This is a genomic window from Pseudomonas citronellolis, from assembly GCF_029335315.1.
Lineage (GTDB): Bacteria > Pseudomonadota > Gammaproteobacteria > Pseudomonadales > Pseudomonadaceae > Pseudomonas > Pseudomonas citronellolis_A.
The window spans coordinates 1-23,243 of sequence record NZ_JARJLT010000115.1 but is presented as its reverse complement, the minus strand read 5'-3'; the positions used below and the strand labels follow the sequence as shown (position 1 = coordinate 23,243).

General features: G+C 70.5%; 22 protein-coding genes. 13 read left to right on the top strand and 9 right to left on the bottom strand.

Annotated elements, in window-relative coordinates; genetic code table 11:
- Positions 1 to 38 precede the first annotated feature (38 nt).
- The 5 genes from P3W75_RS09790 to P3W75_RS09770 are packed head-to-tail and all read left to right on the top strand — an operon-like array spanning position 39 to position 3,838.
- On the top strand, positions 39 to 794 hold the full coding sequence (locus P3W75_RS09790; protein WP_276227180.1) for a creatininase: 756 nt from the start codon (positions 39 to 41) through the stop codon (positions 792 to 794).
- Positions 791 to 1,417, top strand: coding sequence for a cysteine hydrolase family protein (locus P3W75_RS09785; RefSeq protein WP_276227179.1), 627 nt, complete (start codon positions 791 to 793; stop codon positions 1,415 to 1,417). Before P3W75_RS09790 ends, P3W75_RS09785 begins: the two co-directional genes overlap by 4 nt.
- Entirely contained in the window at positions 1,414 to 2,160 is a 747-nt protein-coding gene (locus P3W75_RS09780) for a hypothetical protein (protein WP_276227178.1), read from the top strand. Before P3W75_RS09785 ends, P3W75_RS09780 begins: the two co-directional genes overlap by 4 nt.
- On the top strand, positions 2,157 to 2,990 hold the full coding sequence (locus P3W75_RS09775) for an ABC transporter permease (RefSeq protein ID WP_276227177.1): 834 nt from the start codon (positions 2,157 to 2,159) through the stop codon (positions 2,988 to 2,990). The genes P3W75_RS09780 and P3W75_RS09775 overlap by 4 nt, the downstream gene beginning before the upstream one ends.
- A 5-nt stretch (positions 2,991 to 2,995) precedes the next feature.
- Positions 2,996 to 3,838: an ABC transporter ATP-binding protein gene (locus P3W75_RS09770; protein ID WP_276227176.1), complete on the top strand. Its 843-nt coding sequence runs from the start codon at positions 2,996 to 2,998 to the stop codon at positions 3,836 to 3,838.
- A 10-nt stretch (positions 3,839 to 3,848) separates the two neighbouring features.
- Here the strand turns inward: P3W75_RS09770 and P3W75_RS09765 are convergent, their stop codons facing one another.
- Positions 3,849 to 4,622 carry an ABC transporter ATP-binding protein gene (locus P3W75_RS09765; RefSeq protein WP_276227175.1) on the bottom strand — a complete coding sequence of 258 codons (774 nt, stop codon included), beginning with the start codon at positions 4,620 to 4,622 and terminating at the stop codon, positions 3,849 to 3,851.
- A 158-nt stretch (positions 4,623 to 4,780) separates the two neighbouring features.
- Here P3W75_RS09765 and P3W75_RS09760 point away from each other — a divergent pair, with 158 nt between their 5' ends.
- The 5 genes from P3W75_RS09760 (at position 4,781) to P3W75_RS09740 (ending at position 7,553) form a co-directional block, all read left to right on the top strand.
- Positions 4,781 to 5,422 carry a hypothetical protein gene (locus tag P3W75_RS09760; RefSeq protein ID WP_276227174.1) on the top strand — a complete coding sequence of 214 codons (642 nt, stop codon included), beginning with the start codon at positions 4,781 to 4,783 and terminating at the stop codon, positions 5,420 to 5,422.
- A 4-nt stretch (positions 5,423 to 5,426) separates the two neighbouring features.
- Positions 5,427 to 6,041 (top strand): helix-turn-helix transcriptional regulator, encoded by a 615-nt coding sequence (locus P3W75_RS09755; protein ID WP_276227173.1) that lies wholly within the window; start codon positions 5,427 to 5,429, stop codon positions 6,039 to 6,041.
- A gap of 177 nt (positions 6,042 to 6,218) precedes the next feature.
- Positions 6,219 to 6,641 (top strand): hypothetical protein, encoded by a 423-nt coding sequence (locus tag P3W75_RS09750; RefSeq protein ID WP_276227172.1) that lies wholly within the window; start codon positions 6,219 to 6,221, stop codon positions 6,639 to 6,641.
- A 132-nt stretch (positions 6,642 to 6,773) separates the two neighbouring features.
- A complete protein-coding gene (locus tag P3W75_RS09745) occupies positions 6,774 to 6,929 on the top strand; it encodes a hypothetical protein (protein ID WP_276227171.1) in 156 nt (51 codons plus the stop codon).
- Between the two features lie 261 nt (positions 6,930 to 7,190).
- Entirely contained in the window at positions 7,191 to 7,553 is a 363-nt protein-coding gene (locus P3W75_RS09740) for a DUF3509 domain-containing protein (RefSeq protein WP_276227170.1), read from the top strand.
- Between the two features lie 9 nt (positions 7,554 to 7,562).
- Here P3W75_RS09740 and P3W75_RS09735 read toward each other — a convergent pair whose 3' ends face one another.
- Positions 7,563 to 8,537: an AraC family transcriptional regulator gene (locus P3W75_RS09735; protein WP_276227169.1), complete on the bottom strand. Its 975-nt coding sequence runs from the start codon at positions 8,535 to 8,537 to the stop codon at positions 7,563 to 7,565.
- A 145-nt stretch (positions 8,538 to 8,682) separates the two neighbouring features.
- On the opposite strand from P3W75_RS09735, the gene P3W75_RS09730 reads away from it, so the two are divergent.
- From P3W75_RS09730 to P3W75_RS09720, 3 genes are read left to right on the top strand one after another with little or no spacing between them, the layout of a single operon-like run.
- Complete coding sequence (locus P3W75_RS09730; RefSeq protein ID WP_276227168.1) at positions 8,683 to 9,594, top strand: bile acid:sodium symporter family protein; 912 nt, start codon at positions 8,683 to 8,685, stop codon at positions 9,592 to 9,594.
- A gap of 4 nt (positions 9,595 to 9,598) precedes the next feature.
- On the top strand, positions 9,599 to 10,336 hold the full coding sequence (locus P3W75_RS09725) for a sulfite exporter TauE/SafE family protein (RefSeq protein WP_276227167.1): 738 nt from the start codon (positions 9,599 to 9,601) through the stop codon (positions 10,334 to 10,336).
- The gene (locus P3W75_RS09720; protein WP_276227166.1) at positions 10,333 to 12,087 is read left to right on the top strand and encodes an N-acyl-D-amino-acid deacylase family protein; all 1,755 of its coding nucleotides are present in this window, start codon (positions 10,333 to 10,335) and stop codon (positions 12,085 to 12,087) included. The genes P3W75_RS09725 and P3W75_RS09720 overlap by 4 nt, the downstream gene beginning before the upstream one ends.
- Positions 12,088 to 12,194: 107 nt before the next feature.
- Here the strand turns inward: P3W75_RS09720 and P3W75_RS09715 are convergent, their stop codons facing one another.
- From P3W75_RS09715 to P3W75_RS09685, 7 genes are all read right to left on the bottom strand, one after another.
- A complete protein-coding gene (locus P3W75_RS09715; RefSeq protein WP_276227165.1) occupies positions 12,195 to 13,169 on the bottom strand; it encodes a 3-hydroxybutyryl-CoA dehydrogenase in 975 nt (324 codons plus the stop codon).
- On the bottom strand, positions 13,166 to 14,269 hold the full coding sequence (locus P3W75_RS09710; RefSeq protein ID WP_276227164.1) for an NAD/NADP-dependent octopine/nopaline dehydrogenase family protein: 1,104 nt from the start codon (positions 14,267 to 14,269) through the stop codon (positions 13,166 to 13,168). Before P3W75_RS09710 ends, P3W75_RS09715 begins: the two co-directional genes overlap by 4 nt.
- A gap of 46 nt (positions 14,270 to 14,315) precedes the next feature.
- Positions 14,316 to 15,665, bottom strand: coding sequence for a spinster family MFS transporter (locus P3W75_RS09705; protein ID WP_276227163.1), 1,350 nt, complete (start codon positions 15,663 to 15,665; stop codon positions 14,316 to 14,318).
- A gap of 275 nt (positions 15,666 to 15,940) precedes the next feature.
- Positions 15,941 to 17,395, bottom strand: a complete 1,455-nt coding sequence (locus P3W75_RS09700; RefSeq protein WP_276227162.1) for an efflux transporter outer membrane subunit — start codon at positions 17,393 to 17,395, stop codon at positions 15,941 to 15,943.
- Positions 17,392 to 18,573, bottom strand: coding sequence for an efflux RND transporter periplasmic adaptor subunit (locus P3W75_RS09695; RefSeq protein WP_276227161.1), 1,182 nt, complete (start codon positions 18,571 to 18,573; stop codon positions 17,392 to 17,394). Before P3W75_RS09695 ends, P3W75_RS09700 begins: the two co-directional genes overlap by 4 nt.
- Positions 18,563 to 21,736, bottom strand: coding sequence for an efflux RND transporter permease subunit (locus P3W75_RS09690; protein WP_276227160.1), 3,174 nt, complete (start codon positions 21,734 to 21,736; stop codon positions 18,563 to 18,565). The genes P3W75_RS09695 and P3W75_RS09690 overlap by 11 nt, the downstream gene beginning before the upstream one ends.
- A 324-nt stretch (positions 21,737 to 22,060) precedes the next feature.
- Positions 22,061 to 23,119 carry an MBL fold metallo-hydrolase gene (locus tag P3W75_RS09685; RefSeq protein WP_276227159.1) on the bottom strand — a complete coding sequence of 353 codons (1,059 nt, stop codon included), beginning with the start codon at positions 23,117 to 23,119 and terminating at the stop codon, positions 22,061 to 22,063.
- Positions 23,120 to 23,243: the final 124 nt, after the last annotated feature.

The window sequence follows — 23,243 nt, the reverse complement described above, 5'->3', positions numbered from 1 at the left end:
AACCCCTTCAGTGAGGTACGCCCGTGACCATCGTTCGCATGGACCAGCTCAGCTGGGTCGAATACGCCCGTCGCGTTCGCCAGGACGCCCCCGTGGTGCTGCTGCCCTGTGGCGCCACCGAACAGCACGGCCCGCACCTGCCGCTGGGCACCGACGCCCTGCTGGCCAGCGCCATCGCCGAGGACGTCGCCGCGCGCCTGGGCGGCGGCCTGGTGGCCCCGGCGCTGTCCTACGGCTACAAGTCGCAGCCCAAGTGCGGCGGCGGCCAGCATTTCTGCGGCACCACCAGCCTCGACGGCCAGACCCTGGTGGCGCTGGTGCGCGACGCGGTGCGCGAGTTCGCCCGCCACGGCGTCACCCGCCTGGTGCTGGTGGACGGCCACTACGAGAACCAGTGGTTCCTCACCGAGGGCATCCAGCTGGCCCTGCGCGAGCTCGGCGACGGCCACCCGCTGCGGGTGATGCGCCTGGAGCACTGGGACTTCTGCAGCCAGGCCACCCTCGACGCGGTGTTCCCCGACGGCTTCCCCGGCTTCGCGCTGGAGCACGCGGCGGTCATCGAAACCTCGCTGATGCTGCACTACCTGCCGCAGCTGGTGCGCCTGGACCTGATCCCCGACGACGGCCCGGCGGACTTCCCGCCCTACGACCTCTACCCGCCGCGCACCGAGTGGGTGCCGCCCTCCGGCGTGCTGTCCTCGGCGCGCGGCTCCAGTGCCGAAAAAGGCGCGCGCATGGCCGCCGATATCTGCGAGGGCATCGCCGCCGCCATCCGCACCGAGTTCCCGGCATGAGCGGCGCACTGATCGTCATCGACATGCAGCGCGACTTCTGCGCGCCGGGCGGCTACGCCGACCAGGCCGGGCTGGACATCACCCGGCTGCGCGCGCCCATCCCGGCGATCCGCCGCCTGCTCGACGGCGCCCGCGCCCGCGGCCTGCTCGTGCTGCACACCCGCGAAGGCCACCGGCCGGACCTCACCGACCTGCCGGCGAGCAAGCGCCGCCGCGCCGAGCAGGCCGGCGCGCCCATCGGCCAGCCCGGCCCGCTGGGGCGCCTGCTGGTGCGCGGCGAGTTCGGCCACGACCTGATCGATGAGCTCCAGCCGCTGGCCGGCGAACCGGTGATCGACAAGCCCGGCTACAGCGCCTTCGCCCACACCGACCTGGAGCTGCTGCTGCGCAACGCCGGGGTCGACCGGCTGGCGCTGTGCGGGGTGACCACCGAGGTCTGCGTCAGCTCCACCCTGCGCCACGCCGTGGACCTGGGCTTCGCCTGCACCCTGGTGGGCGACGCCTGCGGCTCCGCCTACCCGGAACTGCACGCGGCGGCGCTGGCCATGGTAGAGGTGGAAGGCGGCCTGTTCGGCCGCGTACTCGACAGCCACAGCCTGCTGACCGAATGGGAGGTCGCATGAATCCGGTTCCCGAATCCTACCTGGGGGTCTGGCAACGCACCCTGCTGAGCACCACCGACGGCCGCCGCGACACCCGCACGCGGGTCTACTGGCTGCAGACCGCGCGTCTGTTCGCCGACCTGCGGATTCCCCTGCCGGCGCCCGCCGGCGCCGCCGCCCTGGCCACCCAGGCCGGGTTCGCCGGGGTCACCGAAGTGACCGGCGAGCGCTGCCAGTGGCACCGGGTGATCGACTTCCAGCCCGCCAGCGGCGAACTGGACATCGGCCGCATGCGCTTCGAGACCCCGGAGCGGCTGCTGGAAGACGGCCTCGACGGCAGCTACCACGAAGTCTGGGAGCGCCTGCCGGAATCCCTCGGGCGCAACTGGGGTACCTGGCTGCGCGGCGCCGATGGCCGCCAAGGCTGCCTGCTGCTGGCCGGCGACTGCTTCCTGTTCGCCGCCGACCGCGCACGCACCCCGCCGGCGCGCGCCAGCCTCGCCGAACTGGCCGAGGCCGACGCCGGCTGGCTCGACTTCGAGCTGTCCTTCGGCCGTCACGACGGCGGCGCCACGCCCTGGCGCATCGAGCTGTCGACCCTGCCCGCGCGCGTCGGCCAGGCGCTGCTGCCGGCCGCCGCCGACCCCGACCGCCCGGCCGAGCTGTTCGGCTGCAGCGCCTTCGCCCAGCTCGGCGCGCTGCCGCCGGCCGGCGGCTGGAAGGCCGCCAGCGAACCCACGCCGACTTCGGAGGTACGCCCATGACCGCCCACCAGGTGCTTCCCGAAACGCCCGCCGAGGCGCCGCCGCGCGCCAGCTGGTGGCGCATCCGTGGCGACCTGCCGCGCGCCGCCGCCTGGAGCCTGGCCGTCGCCGGGCTGCTGCTGCCGCTGCTGCTGTGGTGGGCCTGCGCCGCCCTCGGCCTGAGCAACCCGATGTTCTTCCCCGGCCCCGACGCCGTGCTCGCCCGCGTCGCCCACTGGTGGAGCGACGAAGGCCTGCTCGGCGATATCGGCATCAGCGTCTGGCGGGTCATGGCCGGCTTCCTCGCCTCGGCCCTGTTCGCCCTGCCGATCGGCCTGTACATCGGCACCTACCGCCCGGTGCAGGCCTTCCTCGAACCGCTCACCGACTTCATCCGCTACATGCCGGCGGTGGCCTTCATCCCGCTGGTGATGCTCTGGGTCGGCATCGACGAGGGCTCCAAGGTGCTGATCATCTTCATCGGGACCTTCTTCCAGATGGTCCTGATGGTCGCCGAGGACGTCCGCCGCGTCCCCATGGCGCAGATCGAGGCGGCGCAGACCATGGGCGCCTCGCGCGCGGAAATCGTCAAGCTGGTGATCCTGCCCTCGGCCCGCCCGGCCCTGCTCGACACCCTGCGCATCACCTGCGGCTGGGCCTGGACCTACCTGGTGGTGGCCGAACTGGTGGCCGCCAACTCGGGCCTGGGCTACGCCATCCTCAAGGCCCAGCGCTACATGCAAACCGACAAGATCTTCGCCGGCATCCTGCTGATCGGCGTCATCGGCCTGCTCACCGACCAGGCGTTCCGCTGGCTCGGCCGCGCGGCCTTCCCCTGGTTGAAGAGGTGAGCCCCATGCACGACGCGAAAATCCGCATCCGCAACCTGGCCAAGGTGTTCAGCGACGGCGGCCGCCAGGTCCAGGCCCTGCAGGAGGTCAACCTGGACATCCGCGAGAACGAGTTCATCACCTTCGTCGGCGCCTCCGGCTGCGGCAAGTCGACCCTGCTGCGCAGCATCGGCGGCCTGGAGCGCCACAGTGGCGGGCAGATACTGGTCGATGGCCGCGCCATCAGCGGCCCCGGCATCGACCGCGCGATGGTGTTCCAGCACTACAGCCTCTACCCCTGGCTGCGGGTGATGGAGAACATCAAGTTCTGCCGCCGGCTGAAGGTGGTGTCCGACACCGTGCGCGGCGACGCCGACGTCGAGGTGGCCAGCGGCCGCGCCGACGCCCTGCTCAACCTGATGGGCCTGGCGGCCTTCGCCAACGCCTACCCGAACCAGCTCTCCGGCGGCATGCAGCAGCGCGTGGCGATCGCCCGCGCGTTGCTGCCCAAGCCGCAGATCCTGCTGATGGACGAGCCCTTCGGCGCCCTCGACGCGCAGACCCGCGAGGTGATGCACGATCTGATCCGCCACGTGCACCGCCTGGAGAAGAGCACCATCCTGTTCGTCACCCACGACGTCGAGGAAGCCATCTACCTCGGCGGCCGGGTGGTGCTGATGGCGCCGCGACCGGGGCGCATCGACAGCATCTACGAGGTGCCGCTGCCGGCCGAGCGCAACCAGGACATGAAGCTCGACCCGGCCTTCCTCGACCTGAAGAAGACCATCCTCGCGCGCATCCGCGAGACCTCGGGGATGAACACCGACCTCGAACTGCTGGAACAGCTGACCCGCACCGCGCCGCTCTAGGCGGCGCGGCTCAGGCGTGCCAGCAGCGGTACCAGCCGTCCTGCTCGCTGATGCGCAGCTCGGTCTGGTACAGCGCCGACAGCCGCTCGCTGGTCAGCACCTCGGCCTTGGGCCCGTCGGCGACGATGCGCCCGCCGTCGATCAGCACCACCCGCTCGATCTCCGGGATCACCTCGTCGATATGGTGGGTGGTGATGATCATCGCGTGCTCGGCGCCGCAGAAGCGCCGCAACAGGCGCAGCATGCCCAGGCTGGCGCCCATGTCGAGGCCGTTGGCCGGCTCGTCGAGGATCAGCGCCAGCGGCTGGTGCACCAGCGCGCGGGCCAGCAGCAGGCGGCGCTTCTGGCCGGTGGACAGGCGCTGGAACATGGTCCGCTCGTGGCCCTGCATCTCCACCACCGCCAGCAGTTCGCGGGCCTGGCGCAGTTGCTCGTCGCTGGGCTGCAGGTGACCGTGGGCGCCGATCGAGCCGAAGAAGCCGGACACCACCACGTCCAGCGCCTGGGCGTAGGGCGTGTAGTCGTCCTGCAGGTCCTGGGAGATGAAACCGATGCGGCTGCGCAGCTCCCAGAGGTTGACGGTGTCGCTGCCGAACAGGCGCAGGTGGCTGTCCTCGCGCTCCACCGGGTACAGCTCGCGGCTGATGAGCTTGAGCAGGGTGCTCTTGCCGGCGCCGTTGGGGCCGAGGATGGCGACCTTCTCGCCGGCGCCGATGTGCAGGGAGAAGCCGTCGAGCACGCGGGTCTGCTGCTGGAAGGCGGTGACGTTGTGGAAGTCGATCATGACGGCTCGCAGGCGAACGGAAAGCGCGCAGCATACTGCGTCCGACGGGGCCTGCGCCAAGGGCGCGGGGGTGACCTTCGGTCGGCAAAAACAATATTGGCATTTAAATATGCTGAAATTGCCCTTGTAGTGTGATCGACCTGCAAGAGGCACCCGCCATGAACGTCAGGACACTGCTCTTCCTCGGACTCAGCACCCTCGCCATCGCTCCCGCCCTGTCTACCCCGACCTTCGCCGCCAATGCGCCCTCGGCCGCCACCGCGCTGGACACGCGCCTGGCCCTGCGCGAGCTGTGGCTGGAACACATCTTCTGGATACGCGACTACGCCCAGGCCAACCAGGCCGGCGACAGCCGCCAGGCCAAGGTCGCCGCCGAGCAGGTGGTGGCCAACGCCACGGCCATCGCCAACAGCATCGCCCCGCTCTATGGCCAGCCGGCGGCCGACCAACTGCTCACGCTGCTGGCCGGGCACTGGGGTGCGGTGCGCCACTACAGCGACGCCAGCGTGGCCAAGGACGCCGCCGGGCGCAAGGCCGCCGTCGGCGAGCTGCAGAGCAACGCGGCGGCCATCGCCCGCTTCCTCGCCACGGCCAACCCCAACCTGCCGGAAAACGACCTGCTGGGCATGCTCGGTGCCCACGGCGCCCAGCACATCGCGCAGATCGACCAGTTGGCCGCCCACGACTACGCTGGCGAAGCCAGGACCTGGCAGGCCATGCGCGCGCACATCCTGATGCTCTCCGACGCCCTGGCCAGCGCCCTGGTCAAGCAGTTCCCCGACAAATTCGCCGCGAGGTAGCCGCATGCTTCAAGGATTGGGCCGCACCCAGCAGGAGCTGCTCGGCGCCCTGCTCTACCACGCGCAGGGCATGAGCATCGACGAGCTGGCCGAGCAGCTGGCGGTGACCCGCACCGCCGTGCGCCAGCACCTGGCGGCGCTGGAACGCGACGCCCTGGTGCTGCGCGGCCCGCTGCGCCCCACCGGGCGGCGTCCGGAACAGCTCTACCAGCTGAGCCCGCGTGGCCGCGAGCTGTTTCCCCGGCAGTACCAGCTGCTGGCCGACCTGCTGATCGGCGAAATCGCCGCGCTCATCGGCCCCGCTTCGTTGCAGGAACTGCTGCGCGGCCTCGGCGCGCGCCTCGCCGAGGGGCTGGAGAGGGCCCCGGTGGACGAGGCGCGCATCGTCGAGCACATGAACGCTTCCGGCTACGAGGCGCAGGTGTTCTTCCGCAGCGCCGGCGAGCCGGAAATCGTCGCGCACAACTGCGTGTTCCATCACCTGGCCAGCCGTCACCCGGAAGTCTGCGAACTGGACCTGGCGCTGATCGGCCGGCTCGGCGGCGCCCAGGTGCGCCATGCCGAATGCATGCTGCGCGGCGGCCAAGTGTGCCGTTTCCAGCTGACGCGCGACGCCTGAAGCGTCGCGCCTTCGAACCAAAGGCTATTTGCCCGCCGGCGCATATGCCGGGGAATTCATTGACAGATCGGCGTCAGGCAAGTGTGATGGGCTTTGTCGTCCGGCCCGGTCCATCGACCGAGCCGGTTCATGTGGTCCGTTCGCGTGTTTCCTTCCCCCCGCACAGGAGCCGCCGGCATGTACGACTCTGCACCCAGGGCCTCGGGGCCCGCGGAGGAGGATTTCCTCTTCACCTTTGAAACCCACGTCCTGCAGAAGGCCCTGCCCGCCTTCGAGGAAGCCAGTCGCTTCGCCCGCGACCGCGGCCTGGACTGCCAGGTCGAGCTGCTGGTGGACGAAGACGATCACCTGCAACTCTGCCTGTTCGCCCGCCTGGGCGACGGCCAGCAACCGAGCTTCTACCGCATAGTCGCCGACACCGAGCTGCAAGGCCTGGTCCACGAGCAGTACGCCGCCCACGGCCAGCGCATGCGCCAGCTCGCCGCGCACCTGGCCTCGCTGGACGTGGAGGTGCTCGACGAACAGCTCGCCGAGTTCTTCATGCTGGCCTTCGGCATGCACCTGGACGAGCCGGGCCACCGACGAGTCAGCGGCTTCTAGCGGCCGCCCTTCCCTTACCGTTCCTCAGCTCATCCGCCCGGCACGCCATTTCGCGCGAAAATGGCCGGGCGGCCCGACCGCGTGTCAACGAGGCAACCCGGACGCCACCGGCGCCGGCCCAGGAGCGTGCCGATGAAAACCCCGCTGGATACCCCGCACCCCGACCCGGTGGTGACCAGGGAAGCCGACGAACTCGAAGAACTGCTGGAACTCGACCCGGTGGACAGCGGCCAGGAACCGCACCTGTCCGCCGCGCACCAGGAAGGCGTGATCGACGAGCAGCATTGACCACCCGGTTCGCGAGCAAGCTCGCTCCTACAGGCACGATCGGCTTTTCGTAGGAGCGAGCTTGCTCGCGACCCCACCACCCTCACCTCCGCCACCATGCAGTGTGCAGTGCGCGATCTGCGCCATCATGCAAATTGCACGGCAACCCCTTCCGGCGGAACCCATAACCGACTGATATTAAAGAAGAAGATATTCCACCCAAGCTGGAACGCATGCTGCAACGAGTATCCCATCGCCACCACGACACACAGGGAGAGCACCATGCCTAGCGACCGCAGCCTGACCACCGAGCAACTCGTCGAACAACTCAACGACTACCGCGTCGACTGCCAGCGCCGCCCGGACGGCGGCCTGCTGCTGAAGCTGCGCGCCCACGACAGCCGCCGGCTGCTGATGACCTGGGCGATTCCGGCCAACGAGTGGCGCGACCCGAGCCGGCTGAACAGCTTCATCGAACGCATCCGCCGCGACCTGGCGACCGTCGAGGGGCCGCTGCAGGAAGACCAGGTAGACTGCTTCCGCAAGCGCATCGAGCTGCAGACCTTCAACCCCACCCAGGGCGAGCACCGCCAGCGCAAGATCGTGATCGCCGGCGAGCGCCTGCGTAGCCAGGCAGGCTATTGAGCGAGCCGGTTACGGGGTTCCGCCAGCCTGCTGGCGGAACTGCCCCGGCGTCATGCCGCTCCAGCGGCGGAAGGCCTTGGCGAAGGCGCTCTCGTCGGAGAAACCGAGGCGTTCGGCCACTTCCGCCACCCGCGCCGGGCCGCGCAGTTGCTGCTCGGCCATGCCGTGCAGGACCCGCTCGCGCAGCAACTTGAAGCTGCTGCCTTCCTCGGCCAGGCGCCGGTTCAGGTGCCGGCCGCTGAGGCCGAAGCCGTCGGCGACGCGTTCCTTGCCCCACTGCGGGTGCTCGCGCAGCAGGGTTTGCACCCGCGCCGCCAGGCTCTGCGCGCCCAAGCGCTGGAGCTGGGCGTCGGCCAGCTGGCGCAGGTGCTCGCGCATCGGTGCGTTGGCCTGGATCAGCGGCACCTCCAGGTCGGCGCTGGCGAAGCTCAGGCCGTCCTCGGCGGCGCCGAAGGCCGGCAGCAGGCCGAGCAGTTCGCGATAGGCGTCACCCGCGCCACGCGCCGCGTGGGCCAGGCCCAGCGCCTGCGGGCGCACGCGCTCGCCGGTGATCCAGGCGGTCAGCCGCACCAGGCTGGCCAGCACCGTCTCCACCCGCTCCTCGCGGCGCGCGCGGTAGCTCGGCAGGTAGGCCAAGGTCACCCGCCCGGCCTCGTGGCGCAGCACGAACTCGCTGCCCTCGGCGATGATCGGGTAGTACTCCAGCAGCGCCTCCAGGGCCTCGCCGAAGGTCTCGCAGCTCATCAGCAGCGCGCCGACCATGTCCAGGTGGCCCACCTGCAGCGCGCAGCCCAGGCGCAGGCCGACCAGCGGGTCGGCGCTGGCCGCGCACAGCCACTCCCACAGCTCGTCCTGGCGCGCCAGCGGAATGCGCGCCTCGTGGCCCGGCTCGCGCAGTTCGGCGGGCGCTTCCAGGCCCAGGCGCGCGGCGGCCTGGAGCAGGCCCTGGGTGTAGTGGACGGTGATCGAGGGGGTGTTGGGCATGGTCCTGAATTAACCGGAAGAAAGTCCTGTTTGAGCCATCAATACGGCGCGCCGGGCGCGTATCCTTGCTCATTACAAGTAGAAAGACAAACGAGCCGCGCATGCCTTGCAAACCGTGCCGCGCCCCCTCCCGGGAGGCGCGCTGATGCCCACCATTCACCTGGAATTCGCCGGCGCCTCGATGCTGGCGCTCAACGTCATCATCGCCCTGATGATGTTCGGCGTCTCCCTGGAGCTGCGCCGCGAGGACTTCACGCGCATCCTCCGCGCGCCCAAGGCCCCGGCCATCGGCATGTTCATCCAGTTCCTGCTGCTGCCGGCCGGCGCCTGCCTGCTGGCCAACCTGCTGCCGATCGACCCGCAGCTGGCCCTGGGCATGCTGCTGGTGGCGACCTGCCCGAGCGGCAGCTTCTCCAACGTGATGACTTGGCTTGCGCGCGGCAACGTCGCGGTGTCGGCCAGCGTCACGGCGGTGTCCGGGCTTTCCGCCGGTTTCTTCACCCCGTTCAACTTCGCCTTCTACGCCAGCCTGGCGCCGGAGACCCGCGCGCTGCTGACGCAGATCCACGTCGACCCGCTGGAGCTGCTGAGCACCGTGGTGCTGGTCCTGCTGCTGCCGATGCTCGCCGGCATGGCCCTCGGCCGCCGCCGGCCGAGCCTGGCGCGGCGCCTGGAAAAGCCCATGCGGGTGTTCTCGCTGCTGGTGCTGGCGGCCTTCGTGGCCATGGCCTTCGTGAAGAACTACCAGCAGTTCATCGAGTACTTTCACCTGTTCTTCTGGCTGGTGCTGCTGCTCAACGGCGCCGCCCTCGGCATGGGCTACCTGTGTGCGCGGGCCTGCCGGCTGGGCGAGGCCGACGTGCGCGCGGTGACCCTGGAAAGCGGCATCCACAACTCGGCGCTGGGCATGGCGCTGATCCTCACCTTCTTCCCCGAGGCCGGCGGCATGCTGCTGATCGCCGCGTTCTGGGGCTGCTGGCAACTGGTCACCGGTCTCGGCCTGGCGCTGTTCTGGTCGCGCCGCGCGCCCATGGGCGCCGCCGTTCCGGCGCGCTGAGCCGATGATGGTCCACGCGGCGCTCGGCGGCTTCATCCTGCTGGCCTACACCCTGGAGGCGGTCACCGGCTTCGGCAGCGTGGTGGTGGCGCTGTCCCTCGGCGCGCTGCTGTTGCCCATCGAGCAGCTGCTGCCGGTGCTGGTACCGCTGAACGTCGGCCTCACCAGCTACCTGGCCTGGCGCCATCGGCGCCTGGTGCAATGGCGCCTGCTGCTGGCCACCCTGCTGCCAGGCATGCTGCTGGGGATGATCGTCGGCTACCTGCTGCTGCCCTGGCTGGACCCGCAGTTGCTCAAGCGCGGCTTCGGCCTGCTGATCCTCTGGTTCGCCCTGCGCGAACTGCACCGCGGCCTGCACGGCACGCCGCGCGGCGAGGTGCCGACCTGGCTGATGCGCCTGGCCACCGGCGCCGCCGGCGTCTGCCAGGGCCTGTTCGCCTCCGGCGGGCCGCTGCTGGTCTACGCCCTGGCCGGCCAGCCGCTGGACAAGTCGCGCCTGCGCGCCACCCTGGTGTGCGTCTGGTGCAGCCTTAACGGCCTGCTGACCCTGGCCTTCCTGCTCGACGGCCGCCTGCGCCCGGCGCTGCCCCAGGTGCTGGCCTACGCGCCGCTGCTGCCGGTCGGCCTGTGGCTGGGCGAAATCCTCCACCGGCGTTGCGCCGAGCGGCACTTCCGCCTCGCCATCCACCTCCTGCTACTGCTCAGCGGCACCCTCCTGCTGGCCCCCTGGAGCCTCCTGTGAACTACGACATCATCATCCGCAATGGTCTGTACTTCGACGGCAGTGGCGCTCCCGGCGTGCCGCGCCACCTGGGCATCCGCGCCGGCCGCGTGGACACCCTGAGCGCTTCGCCGCTGGACGAGAGCGGCTGCCCGCAGGTGATCGACGCCACCGGCAAGTGGGTGACCCCCGGCTTCCTGGAGATCCACTCGCACTACGACGCCGAGGTGATTGCCGCGCCGGCGCTGAAGGAATCGGTGCGCCACGGCGTGACCACGGTGGCCCTGGGCTCCTGCTCGATCAGCATGGTGCTGGGCGAGGCCGAGGACTGCTCCGACCTGTTCACCCGCGTCGAGGCCGTGCCGCGCGAGGTGGTGCTGCCGATCCTGCGCGACAAGCGCACCTGGCGCGACGCCGCCGGCTACCGCGCCTTCTACGAGCAGCTGCCGCTGGGGCCGAACCTGTGCTCGTTCCTCGGCCACTCCGAACTGCGCGTGGCGGTGATGGGCCTGGAGCGCGCCACCAGCGGCGCCAAGCCCACCGAGGCCGAGCTGCAGCGCATGGAGCAGTTGCTCAACGAGGCGCTGGACGCCGGCTGCTTCGGCCTCTCGGTGATGACCACGCGGCTCGACAAGATGGACGGCGAGCGCGCCTGGTCCAGCCCGCTGCCCTCCACCTTCGCCAGCTGGAAGGAGTTCTCGCGCCTGTTCGCCGTGCTGCGCCGGCGCGGCGCGCTGATGCAGGGCGCGCCCAACGCGGTGACCAAGATCAACGTGTTCGCCTTCCTCTGGCAGGCCCACGGCTGGTTCCGCGAGCCGCTCAAGTGCAGCATGCTCACCGCCCTGGACCTCAAGTCGCAGCCGTTCATGCACCGCATCACCCGCGCCTCCGGCTGGCTGGCCAACCGCGTGCTGCGCGGGCGCTTCCGCTGGCAGACGCTGCCGGCGCCCTTCGTGGTGCGCATCGAGGGCCTGAACATGAACGGCTTCGAGGAATTCGGCGCCGGCGAAGTGCTGCGCGACATCAAGGACCCCGAAGAGCTCTACGCGCGCATCGAGGAACCGGCGTTCCGCGAACGCTTCCGCAAGGACATCAAGGCCACCCTCAGCCTCGGCCTGTGGCACCGCCGGCTGTCCGACTGCTGGGTGCGCGAGTGCCCGGACGCGAGCCTGGTCGGGCGCAACTTCGAGGATATTGGCCGGCAACAGGGCAAGGACGCGGTGGACGCCTTCTTCGACCTCGCCAGCCAGTACCGCAACGCGCTGAAGTGGACCACCTGCTACGGCAACCATCGCCCGCAGGTGATGGGCAAGCTGCTGGCCAGCCCCTGGACCCAGCCGGGCTTCGCCGACTCCGGCGCGCACCTGGCGTCCCACGCGCAGTACAACTTCCCGCTGCGCTTCCTCAAGTACGTGCGCGACGCCGAACTGGCCGGCCAGCCGTTCATGGACGCCGCCCGCGCGGTGCGCCGCCTGACCGGCGAGCTGGCCGACTTCGCCGGGCTCGACGCCGGCTACCTGCGCGTGGGCGACCGCGCCGACCTGGCGATCATCGACCCCGAGGGGCTGACCGACGAGCTGGACGAGGTGAGCGAGGCGCCGATGGAAAATCTCGGCCTGGTGCGCCTGGTCAAGCGCAACGACGCGGCGGTGGAAGCCACCGTGATCAACGGCCGCGTGGCCTACCGGCGCGAGACCGGGTTCGTCGAGGAACTGGGCAAGGAGCAAGGCTTCGGCCGCTTCCTGGCGGGCCGCGAGGTGACGCCCGCCTAACGCCACCGCCCGCCTTTTCCGTCGCTGCGCGTAGGGCGGATAACCGTTCGCGGTTATCCGCCGTTGGTCGACGCGGCCGGGCCCGACGGGTAACGGCGGATAACGCCCTACGCCACCTTCGGCAGCAGCCCGGCCAGGCGCAGGCGTTCGACCAGCTCGCCCATGCGCCTGGCCTTGTAGGCCTCCACGTCCACCCCCGCGTAATCGTAGAAGCCCTCCCCGTCGCGCAGGCCGTTGCGCCCCTCGCGCATGTTCGCCTCGATCACCGCAGGCGCCGCGAAGCGCGGGTCCAGCGCTGCGGCCAGGTAGCGCGAGGCGTAGTGGAGGATGTCGCCACCGCCCCAGTCGATGAACTCCAGCAGGCCCAGGGTCGAGAAGCGCAGGCCGAAGCCAACGCGGACCGCCGTGTCTACGTCCTCGGCGCTGGCCACGCCCTCTTCCACCAGGCGCGCCGCCTCGTTCATCGCCAGGGCCTGGATGCGCGGCACTATGTAGCCGGCCGATGGCGCACAGCGCACCGGCACCTTGCCGATGGCGCGCAGCACGTCCATCAGCCAGGCCACTGCCTGTGGGTCGCCGTCGGCGGCGTGGCTGACCTCCACCAGCGGCATCAGTTGCGCAGGGTTCAGCCAGTGGGCGTTGAGGAAGCGCTGCGGCCGCTCGACCATGCTGGCCAGCTCGGTCACCAGGAAGGTCGAGGTGGTCGAGGCAATCAGCGCCGTGGCCGGCAGCCGGGTGCCCAGCCAGGCGAAGGTCTCGCGCTTGGTCGCCAGCACTTCCGGCACCGCCTCGAAGACCAGCGGGCAGTCCTGCAGTGCAGCGCCGTCGCACCCGGTCAGGACGACGCGGCGCAACACCGCCTCGGCCTGCCCGGTGTCCAGCAGGCCCAGTTGTCGCAGCAGGTCCAGCTGGCCGCGCAGATTGGCGCGCACGCGCTCGAAGTAGTCCTCGCGCTGCGCCGGCTCGCGCGCCTTGATATCGATGAGTTCGACGGCGACACCAGCCTGGGCGAAGGCCAGGGCGATGCCCTCGCCCATGCGCCCGGCGCCGACCACCGCAACGGCCTCGGGCAGCGCGTTCATCGGCAACCCTCGCGCAGCACCCCGGCCATTTCCTCGCGGCTCAAGCCAGCCAGGCCGAGGTTCTCCAGCGTGCGGCCTTCGGCGTAGAGGTCACGCTCGGCCACCGCCGAGGCGATACTCAGCAGGCCCGCGGCGATGGGCGTCGGCACCCCGGCCCAGCGGCCCAGCGAAACCAGCAGCGACAGGCCCAGGCGGGTATCTTCGAGCATGTAGCGGTGGGCCTTGAGGTCGATGTCTTCGCGCCAGTCGCCGCTGTCGGTCAGCTTGCCGTGGGCGCCGCGACCGTACATCCACTCTTCGCCGGCAGTCGTGTCGTAGTGGTCGGCAAGGGGAAAGTGCGGCGCGGCGTAGCCCAACGCCTCGCGCACGGCGATGCGCTCGGCGTCGAGCCGGCTGGTCACCCGGCGGATCGCCGGCTGGGTCCCTTCGTTGTGGATGTCCCAGGCCGGGAAGTGCTCCAGGGGGCCGGCGTTCATCAGGATCAGCGGCGGGTGGATCACCGGGCCGGCGTTCATCAGCGCGCCGCTCAGGGCGTCCTCGACCGGCTCCACCGCCGGGTAGGCCTCGCGCAGCACGGCGAAGGCGCGTTCGGCCAGGCGGCTGGGCAGCACGCCGGTGGGCAGGCGCGTCGCGTAGCAGCTGATCACCAGCTCGGCGGGACCGTGCTTGCGCACCAGGTACGGCAGCGTGCCGGTCTCGGCGAAGGCCACCTCGGCGGCGTTGCCGGAGTCGGCCAGGGCCCTGGCGAAGACATAGCTGCCGAAGGTGCCCGGCGGCAGGAACAGCACCTGGCCGTCGCGCAGGTGCGGAGCCAACTGGCGGGCCAGGTCCAGGTGGGTGGTCGCCGGCAGCGGGATGACGATCAGCTCGGCATCGCGGACCGCCTCGCCCAGGTCGTCTTCCAGGCGCAGCAGGGCCGGTTCGCCAATGGCCAGCTCACGCTCGCCGCGATAGTCGCGCACCTTCAGGCAGCCCAGTTGCCGCAGCTCGCGCAGGGCCTCGGCGTCGCGGCGCCAGAGGCAGGTGCGGTGGCCGCGCTCGGCCATTTCGACGGCGGCGGCGTAGCAGCCATGGCCGCCGCCCAGTACGGTGATGTGCATCGGTGGTTCTCCGTGGGTTGGCGGCCAACCATTGGCCGCCAGGGGTTCAGGCGGCCTGCGCGCCTTCGCGGGCGAGGCTGGCGCGGAAGCTGGCGCAGCCTTTCCACAACAACAGGACGCTCAGCGAGGAGGCGCAGCTGGCGACTATCGCGATGGACCCGCCGACCGCCTGCGGGTCGCCGAACGCGCGGTCGGTGATCAGCGCCACCAGGGTGGTGCCCAGGCCGACGGCGAGCAGGTTGCTGACCAGCAGGAAGATCGCCGAAACCTGGGCGCGCACCTGGTTCGGCGCCAGGTGCTGCATGGCCGCTGTGGAGGCAGGCATGGGGAAGGAGGCGAAGAACATCGCCGGCACCAGCAGCGCCAGGGACAGCCACAGCGGCTCGACCAGCGCGAACAGGCTGACCGGCACGAGCATGCCGAGGGCGCCTATCAACCCGGCGCGCATGGCGGCGTCGCCGTGGCCGCGCCGGGCCAGCAGGTCGGTCAGCCAGCCACCGCAGTACACCCCGGTGGTGTTCGCCAGCAACAGTATCGCGCCAAGGGTGTAGCCGGTGCCCACCGGGTCCAGGCCGTGCTTGCGCATGTACAACGCCGGGGTCCAGCTGAGCATCGCGTACAACGCCATGGCGTAGAACGAAAAGCCCAGGTACAGGCAGGCGAAGGTCGCCTTGTGGCGGCCGAGGAAGCGCACGCCGTCGCCCGCCGCCGGGGCTTTCGCCTGGCCACTGGCGTCGTGGCTCAGGCCCCGGCGCTGCGGGTCGCGCACGGTCAGCCAGATCAGCAGGCCGACCAGCGCGCCGGGCAGGCCGACGATGAAGAAGGTCAGCTGCCAGGCCTTGACCTCGCCCAGCAACGGCAGGCTCAGGGCCCGGGTGTCCTTGAGCAGGTCGATGACGTAGCCGCCGACCAGGAACGCCAGGCCGCCACCAACGAAGGAACCGATGGAGTACACGGCCACCGCGCGGCCGAGCTTCTCCTTCGGGAACAGGTCGCTGAACATCGAGTAGGCCGCCGGCGACAGCGCCGCCTCGCCCACGCCGACGCCGATGCGCGCGAGGAACATCTGCAGGAAGTTCTTCGACAGCCCGCAAGCCGCGGTGGCCAGGCTCCAGAACACCACGCCGAGGGCGATGATCTTCGGCCGCGAGTAGCGGTCGGCCAGGTAGGCGATGGGCCAGCCCATCACCGCGTAGAACAGCGAGAAGGCCAGGCCGTGGAGCAGGCTGAACTGGGTGTCGCTCAGGCCCAGGTCGGCCTTTATCGGCTCGATCATCAGCGCCAGGATCTGCCGGTCGATGAAGGAGAAGATGTAGGCGACCATGCACAGCGATACCACGTACCACTCGTAGGCCTGGCGCCGGGGGCGAACGGAAATGCTCACTGGAGTCGTCATGGGCGACTCCTCGAACGGGAGCCGGCGCGAAGCGAAGGCGTGCGGGTCAGTCGGGGCATGGCGGAGTCTCTTGTTGTTTTCCGGAGGCGTCGGACGCCGGCGGGACGCGCCTGGCCGGCGGCCGACCGGGAAAAGGTTGGCCCGCATGGCAGCACGGCGGTATCCAGGGAAACAGCAAGGGACTAGGCGAAAGCCTTGCGCCGCCTAAGGTTTTTACCTAGAGGCGGCGCTTCGGCGGCGAAAAAGGTTTTGCAAGAAGTTCCAGGCGCCGACCTTCAGGCTCCTCCGTCTCCCGCCGCGGCGGCGCCTTGCGCGGTGGCCTGCGGCACCGACCAGCCACCGCCGAGGGCGCGCACCAACTGCACGCTGGCACGCAACTGGCGGCTCTGCAGGTCGAGCAGGCTCATCTGCGCCTGCAGCGCCGCGGTCTGCGCCACGGTCACGTCGAGGTAGCTCACCGCGCCTTGCTTGTAGCGGTCCAGGGACATGTCCAGGGTGTGCTGCGCAGCGTCGGCCGCGGCGGCCTGATCGACCAGTGCCGCGCCCTGCTCGATCAGCAGCGACTGGCTGTCCTCCACCTGCTGGAAAGCCGCCAGCACCACGTCCCGGTACTTCGCCCCGGCTTCGTCGGTGGCGGCGCGCGCCTGCTCCACCACGGCCTCGCGGCGGCCGCCATCGAACAGGTCCACCGCCAGGGCCGGGCCGATCGCCCAGAACAGGTTGGATGCCGTCAGCAGGCCGCCGTAGGTGTCACTCTGGAAACCGCCCTGGACGCCCAGGGTCAGCGCCGGGAACCAGGCCGCGCGGGCCACGCCGATCTGCGCGTTGGCCTCGGCCACGCGGCGTTCGGCGGCGGCGATGTCCGGGCGCCGCTGCAGCAGGGTCGAAGGTACCCCCGGCGGGATCGCCGGCACCGGCGGCAGGGTCGACAGCGCCGCCAGGCTGAAGCTCGAGGCCGACTCGCCGACCAGCACGGCGATGGCGTGTTCCAGCAGTTCGCGCTGGCCCTGGATCTGCCCCTGCAACGAGCGCGCCGAGGACAGCTGGGTCTGCGCGCGGCTGGTGTCCAGCCCGGAGACGATGCCGGCGCCGTGCAGGGTCTGGGTCATGCGCAGGGCGTGCTCGTAGGCCGCGACGCTCTCGCGCAACAGCTCCAGCTGGCGGTCCAGGCCAAGCAGCGCCAGGTAGCTGTCGGCCAGTTGCGCCTCCAGGCTCAGGCGCACCGAGGCCAGGTCGGCGGCGGCGGCCTGCTCTTCGGCGCTGCCGGCCGCCACGGCGTTGCTCACCCGCCCCCACAGGTCGACTTCGTAGCCCGCCGTCGCGCCGAGGGTCGCGGCGTTGTACCAGGACGGCGAGTCGGCGCCGCGCAACGGGCGGGTGTCGGACTGGCGGTTGCGCAGCGCGCTGCCGCCCAGGGCCAGGTGTGGAAACAGGTCCGAGCGCACCTGGGCGAGCAGCGCGCGCGACTGCTGGTAGTGCGCCAGGGCCGCTTCCAGGCTGGCGTTGCGCTGCAGCAGGCGCTGTTCGAGCTGGTCGAGCTGGGCGTCGCCATACAGCTGCCACCAGCCTTCGCGAGGCAACTGGTCGGCCGGCCGCGCCGGCGTCCAGGGACCGGCGTTCCTGTACTGCGCGGCCAACGGCACTTCGGGCGCCTTGTAGGCCGGCGCCAGGGAACAGCCCCCCAGCAGCAGGCCGGCGAGCAACGCGGCGTAGCCCGCCTGGCGCCTCATGGCTTCGGGGCTCCGTCAGCGGCGCCGGCGATGCGCACCGGGTCGCCTTCGAGCAGGCCGTCCGGCGGGCTGGAGATGACCCGTGCGTCGGCCTCCAGGCCACTGCCGATCTCCACGCTGGCACCGAAGTCGCGGCGGATGCTCACGGTCTTGAAGCGCACCTGGTCCTTGGCGTCCACGGTGGCCACGCGCATGCCGCGGCTGTCGAAGATCAGCGCGCTGGCCGGCAGGCGCCGGCCGCGCGCGTCGCGAGAGAGGTCGAAGGCGACGCTGGCGTAGCCGCCGGGCAGCAGGCTGCCGTCCTGGTTGTCGACCAGCAGCTGGACCAGGGTGCTGCCGGAACCCGCGGCGATCTTCCGCGCGTCGGCCTCGACCTTGGCCGGGAAGCTGCGGCCGGCGTATTCCGGCACCGTCAGGCGGGCGCTGTCGCCGGGGCGGATCAGGGGCGCGAAGGCCTGCGGCACGCGCACATAGACGCGCAGCTTGCGCGTGTCGGAAACCTCGAACAGCGCCGCGCCGTCGCTGCCGGCGTTGATCAGCGCGCCGACGTCGGTGTTGCGCGCGGTCAGGGTGCCGTCGAAGGGCGCGAGGATGCGCGCGTAGGCCTTGAGCGCGAGGATGCGGTCGACGTTGGCCTGGGCCGCCTTGGCCAGGGCCTGCTTGGTGGCGTAGTCGCCGACCTTCTCGTCGACTTCCTGCCGGGCCACCGAGTCCGAGCCCTGCAGGCCCTGCCAGCGTTTCGCCGTGGTTGCCGCCAGGGCCGCGCTGGCCTTGGCGCTGGCCAGGTCGGCGCGAGCCTGCAGCAGTTGCTGGTCGAGGTCGGGGGTTTCGATCTCGGCGAGCAGCTCGCCGGCCTTGACCGTTGCGCCGATGTCCTTGCTCCAGCGCTTCAGGTAGCCGCTGGTACGCGCGTAGATCGGCGCGTGGACCTGCGCCTCCAGGCGTCCGGGCAGTTCCAGCGGGGCCTCGGCCTGGCCGAGGTCAGCCGCCGCCAGGGCCACGCTGGGCACGGCGCGCGCCTGGGTCCACTGCTCCAGCGCGCGGCCCTCGACCACCCGGGTGCCGACGCCGGCCACCACCACGGCGGCGAACGCCGCCAGGCCGATCAGCAGCGCCAGGCGCACCCGTGGGCGCCGGACCGGGGGAAGCGCGGAGGGCGAGGCGTGCTCAACTGACATGGGGAACCTCCGGGAGGGCCGTCGGCGCGACGGCGCGGCCATCCCTGGCATGGATGATGGAGAAGACCACGGGAACGAACAGCAGCGTGGCCACGGTGGCGAACAACAGGCCGCCGATCACCGCGCGGCCCAGCGGGGCGTTCTGTTCGCCGCCCTCGCCCAGGCCCAGGGCCATCGGCGCCATGCCGATGATCATCGCCAGGGCGGTCATCAGCACCGGGCGGAAGCGCGTGTAGCCGCCTTCCAGCGCCGCGCGCAGGGCGTCGCCGTGCTCGGCCAGGCGTTCACGGCAGAAGCTCACCACCAGGATCGAGTTGGCGGTGGCCACGCCCATGCACATGATCGCCCCGGTCAGCGCCGGCACCGACAGGCTGGTGTGGGTGGCGAAGAGCATCCAGACGATGCCGGCCAAGGCCGCCGGCAGCGCGGTGATGATCACGAAGGGGTCGGCCCAGGACTGGAAGTTGACCACGATCAGCAGGTAGATCAGCAGCGCCGCGCCGAGCAGGCCGAAGAGCAGCCCGCCGAAGGCGCGGTTCATGGTGTCGACCTGGCCCAGCAGGGCCACGCTGCTGCCCTTGGCCAGCTCCCCGGCGTGGGCGTCGATGACCTTCTGGATGTCCGCGGCCACGGCGCCGAGGTCGCGGCCCTGGGTGGCGGCGAAGATCTGCACCACCGGCACGATGTTGTACTGGTTGACCACCGCGTTGGCGCTGCCGCGGTTCAGGCTGGCCAGGCCGCCGAGCAGCTGCGGCTCGACGCCGCCGGCGCCGCGCACCGGCAAGCTGCGCAGCGCCGAGAGCGAGTCCAGGGCGTATTGCGGGGTCTGCATGACGATCGGGTAGGACACGTTGTTCGCCGGGTTCAGCCAGTAGGTCGGGGCCACCTGGCTGGAGCCGGCGAGGTTGACCACCAGGCTGTTGGTGACGTCGCGCGGGGTGATGCCGAGCAGACGCGCCTGGGTGCGGTCGACGTTGATCGCGAAACTCGGGTTGGCCTGGGATTCCTGGATGCGCGCGTCGGCCACCCCGGGTATCCGGCGGATATCGCGGAGCAAGCGGTTGGCGTGGTCGAAGTTGGCCGCCAGGTTCGGCCCGCGAATCTGCACGTCGACCGGCGCCGGCGAACCGAAGTTGAGGATCTGGCTGACGATGTCCGCCGGCGGGAAGGAAAAGGTCGCGCCGGGGAAGGCCTGCGGCAGGCGCTCGCGCAGTAGCCGGACGTACTCGGCGGTGGGCCGGTGGCCTTCCTTCAGGGCGAGCTGGATGTCGCCATCCCAGGAGCCGATGGTGCCGGTGTTGTTGTAGGTCAGGTTGATGCCGCTGACCGGCACGCCGATGTTGTCCACCACCGTGCCCAGTTCGGCCGGCGGGATCAGCCGCTGGATTTCCTGCTCGATGTCGGCGAACAGCACGGCGCTGTCCTCCACCCGCGTGCCGACCGGGGCGCGCACGTGCATGAGGATCTGCCCGGCGTCCACCGAGGGGAAGAAGTCGCGGCCGAGCATGGGCACCAGCAGGAAGGACGCGGCGATGAACGCCAGGAAGCCGACGACGAACGGCCGGCGATGCGCCAGGGCCAGGTCGAGGGTGCCGTGGTAGACCGCCCTCACCCGCTCGAAACGCCCCTCGAAGGCGCGCTGGAAGCGGGCCAGGGCGTGGTTCGGGGCCGGCTTGCCGGCGTGCGGCTGGAGCAGGTACTTGGCCATGGTCGGCACCAGGGTGCGCGACAGGATGAACGACGAGACCATGGCGAAGATCACCGCCTCGGCCATCGGCACGAACAGGTAGCGGGCCACGCCGTTGAGGAAGAACATCGGCACGAAGACGATGCAGATGCACAGCAGCGAGACGAACGCCGGGGTCACGATCTGCCGCGCGCCGTCCATGATCGCCTGCTCCACCGGCTTGCCGTGCTCCAGGTGCCAGTTGATGTTCTCGATGGTCACGGTGGCGTCGTCAACCAGGATCCCCACCGCCAGCGCCAGGCCGCCGAGGGTCATGATGTTGAGGGTCTCGCCGAATGCCGCCAGGGCGATGATCGAGCCGAGCACCGCCAGCGGGATGGAGATCGCGATGATCACCGTGGAACGCCAGCTGCCGAGGAACAGCAGGATCATCAGGCTGGTCAGCAGCGCGGCGATGGCGCCCTCGTGGACCACCCCGCTGATGGCCGCGCGGACGAACAGCGACTGGTCTCCGATCGGCGCCACGTCCAGCTCCGGCGGCAGGATCGGGCGGATGTCGGCCATCTTCTGCTTGACCCCGTCGACGATGGCCAGGGTCGAGGTGGCGCCGATCTTCATCACCGTCATCAGCACCGAGCGGTTGCCGTTGACGTGGACGATGTTGCTCTGCGGCGGGTTGCCGTCGCGCACGCTGGCCAGGTCGCGGATGTACAGGGTGGTGCCGTTGACGCTCTTCACCGGCAGGTCACCCAGGGCCTGGATGTCCGTCGGTGCGTTGTTCAGCTGCAGGGTGTACTCGTAGCTGCCGATCTTCTGCGTGCCCACCGGGACGATCAGGTTCTGCTCGGCCAGCGCGTTGGCCACGTCCTGGGCGGAGAGGTCGTGGGCCTGGAGGGCGTCGGGATCGATGTCGATCATCACCTGGCGGGTCTTGCCGCCGAACGGGAACGGGATCGAGGCGCCGGCCACCGAGGTCAGCGACGGGCGGATGGTGTTCAGGCCGAGGTCGCCGAGGTTCTGCTCGCTGAGGCCCTTGCCGGACAGCGCCAGTTGCAGGATCGGCACGGTGGAGGCGTTGTAGTTGAGGATCAGCGGCGGCGTGATGCCCGGCGGCAGCTGCTTGAGCAGGGTCTGCGAGACCGCGGTGACCTGGGCGTTGGCCGTGGAGATGTTCACCGAGGGCTGGAAGAAGATCTTCACCAGGCCGAAGCCGGCGATGGATTCCGCCTCGATGTGCTCGACGTCGTTGACCGTGGTGGTCAGCACCCGCTCGTAGGTCGAGGTGATGCGCCCGGACATCTGGTCGGCCGGCAGCCCGGTGTATTGCCAGACCACGCTGATCACCGGGATGCGGATTTCCGGGAAGATGTCCGTCGGCGTGCGCAGCGCGGCCAGCGGGCCGATCAGCAGAATCAGCAGGGCGAGCACGACGAAGGTGTAGGGGCGTGCCAGGGCAATCCGAACCAGACCGAGCATGGTGAGAATCCAGTAATACAGGCGGAACGCCGCCTAGGCTTTCATCGACACGGAACCTTGGCAGGAATGACGCTACGGACGCTTGTCCGCAACCGCGCTTGCAAGGCGGCGATCCTTGCCGGATCGGCGCCGGCCGACGGGGTTGAAGGCCGTCGGGCGATGCCCCCGGCCACGTTGCCGGGCCGGGCTCCAGCCCTTTGCACCAGGGGCTGGAGTGCCGCTCAGTATCCTGCCGCCGGGGAATTTTCGACTTGCCTGATCCTGTGTTTTTTTTGCCTGATAGTCCTGCTCATGCGGCCCCCTGGTCGGCCCGCCGAGGCCGCCTCAGGCGCCCGCCCCGGCCAGGCGATACCAGGCCACCCCCTGCCCGTCTTCCTCGGCCAGCACCTGGCCGCGCTGCACCAGGTAGTTGAGGTTGGCCAGGCATTCGCCGGTGGCCAGCGGCAGCAGGTCGGCGTCGATGCGCCGGGCGAAGAGCGCGCCGAACAGGTCGATGGCGCGCTTCGAGCCTTCCGCCAGCAGCTCCTGCAGGCGCTCCAGGGCGCGCAGGTGGCCGCGCTCCAGATGCTCCAGGCGCGCGTGCAGCGGCTGGAAGGGTTCGTTGTGGGCCGGCAGCACCAGCACGTCGTCGGGCACCTCGCGGCGCACCTTGGCCAGGGCTTCCAGCCACTGGCCCAACGGGTCCGCCGCAGGCTCCGTGGGGAACACCGAGACGTTCGGCGAGATGCGCGGCAACACCTGGTCGCCGGCGACCAGCAGGCCCAGCTCGGCGCAGTGGAAGCTGGCGTGCTCCGGCGAATGCCCGGCGCCCACCACCACCCGCCAGTCATGCCCGCCGATGCGGATGCGCTCGCCGTCACGCAGGCGCCGGTAGCTCTCCGGCAACGGCGCGATGTACTTGCCGAAGCCGCCGAAGCGCGCGCGGTACTGGGCAATGGCCGCCTCGTCCCAGCCGGCGCGGCGATAGAAGTCGACGCCTTCGGGCGGTGCCTCGCGATCGCTGTCGGCGACCAGCACGCGGCAGTTCATGTACTCGCCGAAGGTCATCCAGAGCTCGGCGCCGTGCTCGCGGGCCAGCCAGCCGGCCAGGCCGACGTGGTCCGGGTGCATATGGGTGACGAACAGCCGCGTCGGCCGCCGCCCGCCCAGGGCGCCGCCGGGAGCCAGCAACGCGCGCCAGGCGTCGAGGGTGGCCTGGGTGCGCATGCCGGTGTCGAACAGCGCCCAGCCGTCGCCATCCTCCACCGCCCACAGGTTGATGTGGTCCAGGCTCAGCGGCAGCGGCATGCGCAGCCAGTGCACGCCTGGCGCGATCTCGCGGCTGGCGCCCGGTTCCGGGGCCGGGCCGCAGGGATAGTCGAGCGGAATGCGTTCGGGTTTCATCGGGGCCGCCTGGCGTATGTCGGGGTGGCGCCGGCGCGCGGACGCGCCGACGGGAATACCCATACTCTGCCAAAGACTCGCAGCGCGCCCTACCCATACGGACTATCCGGCCAGAAGTTGGCGG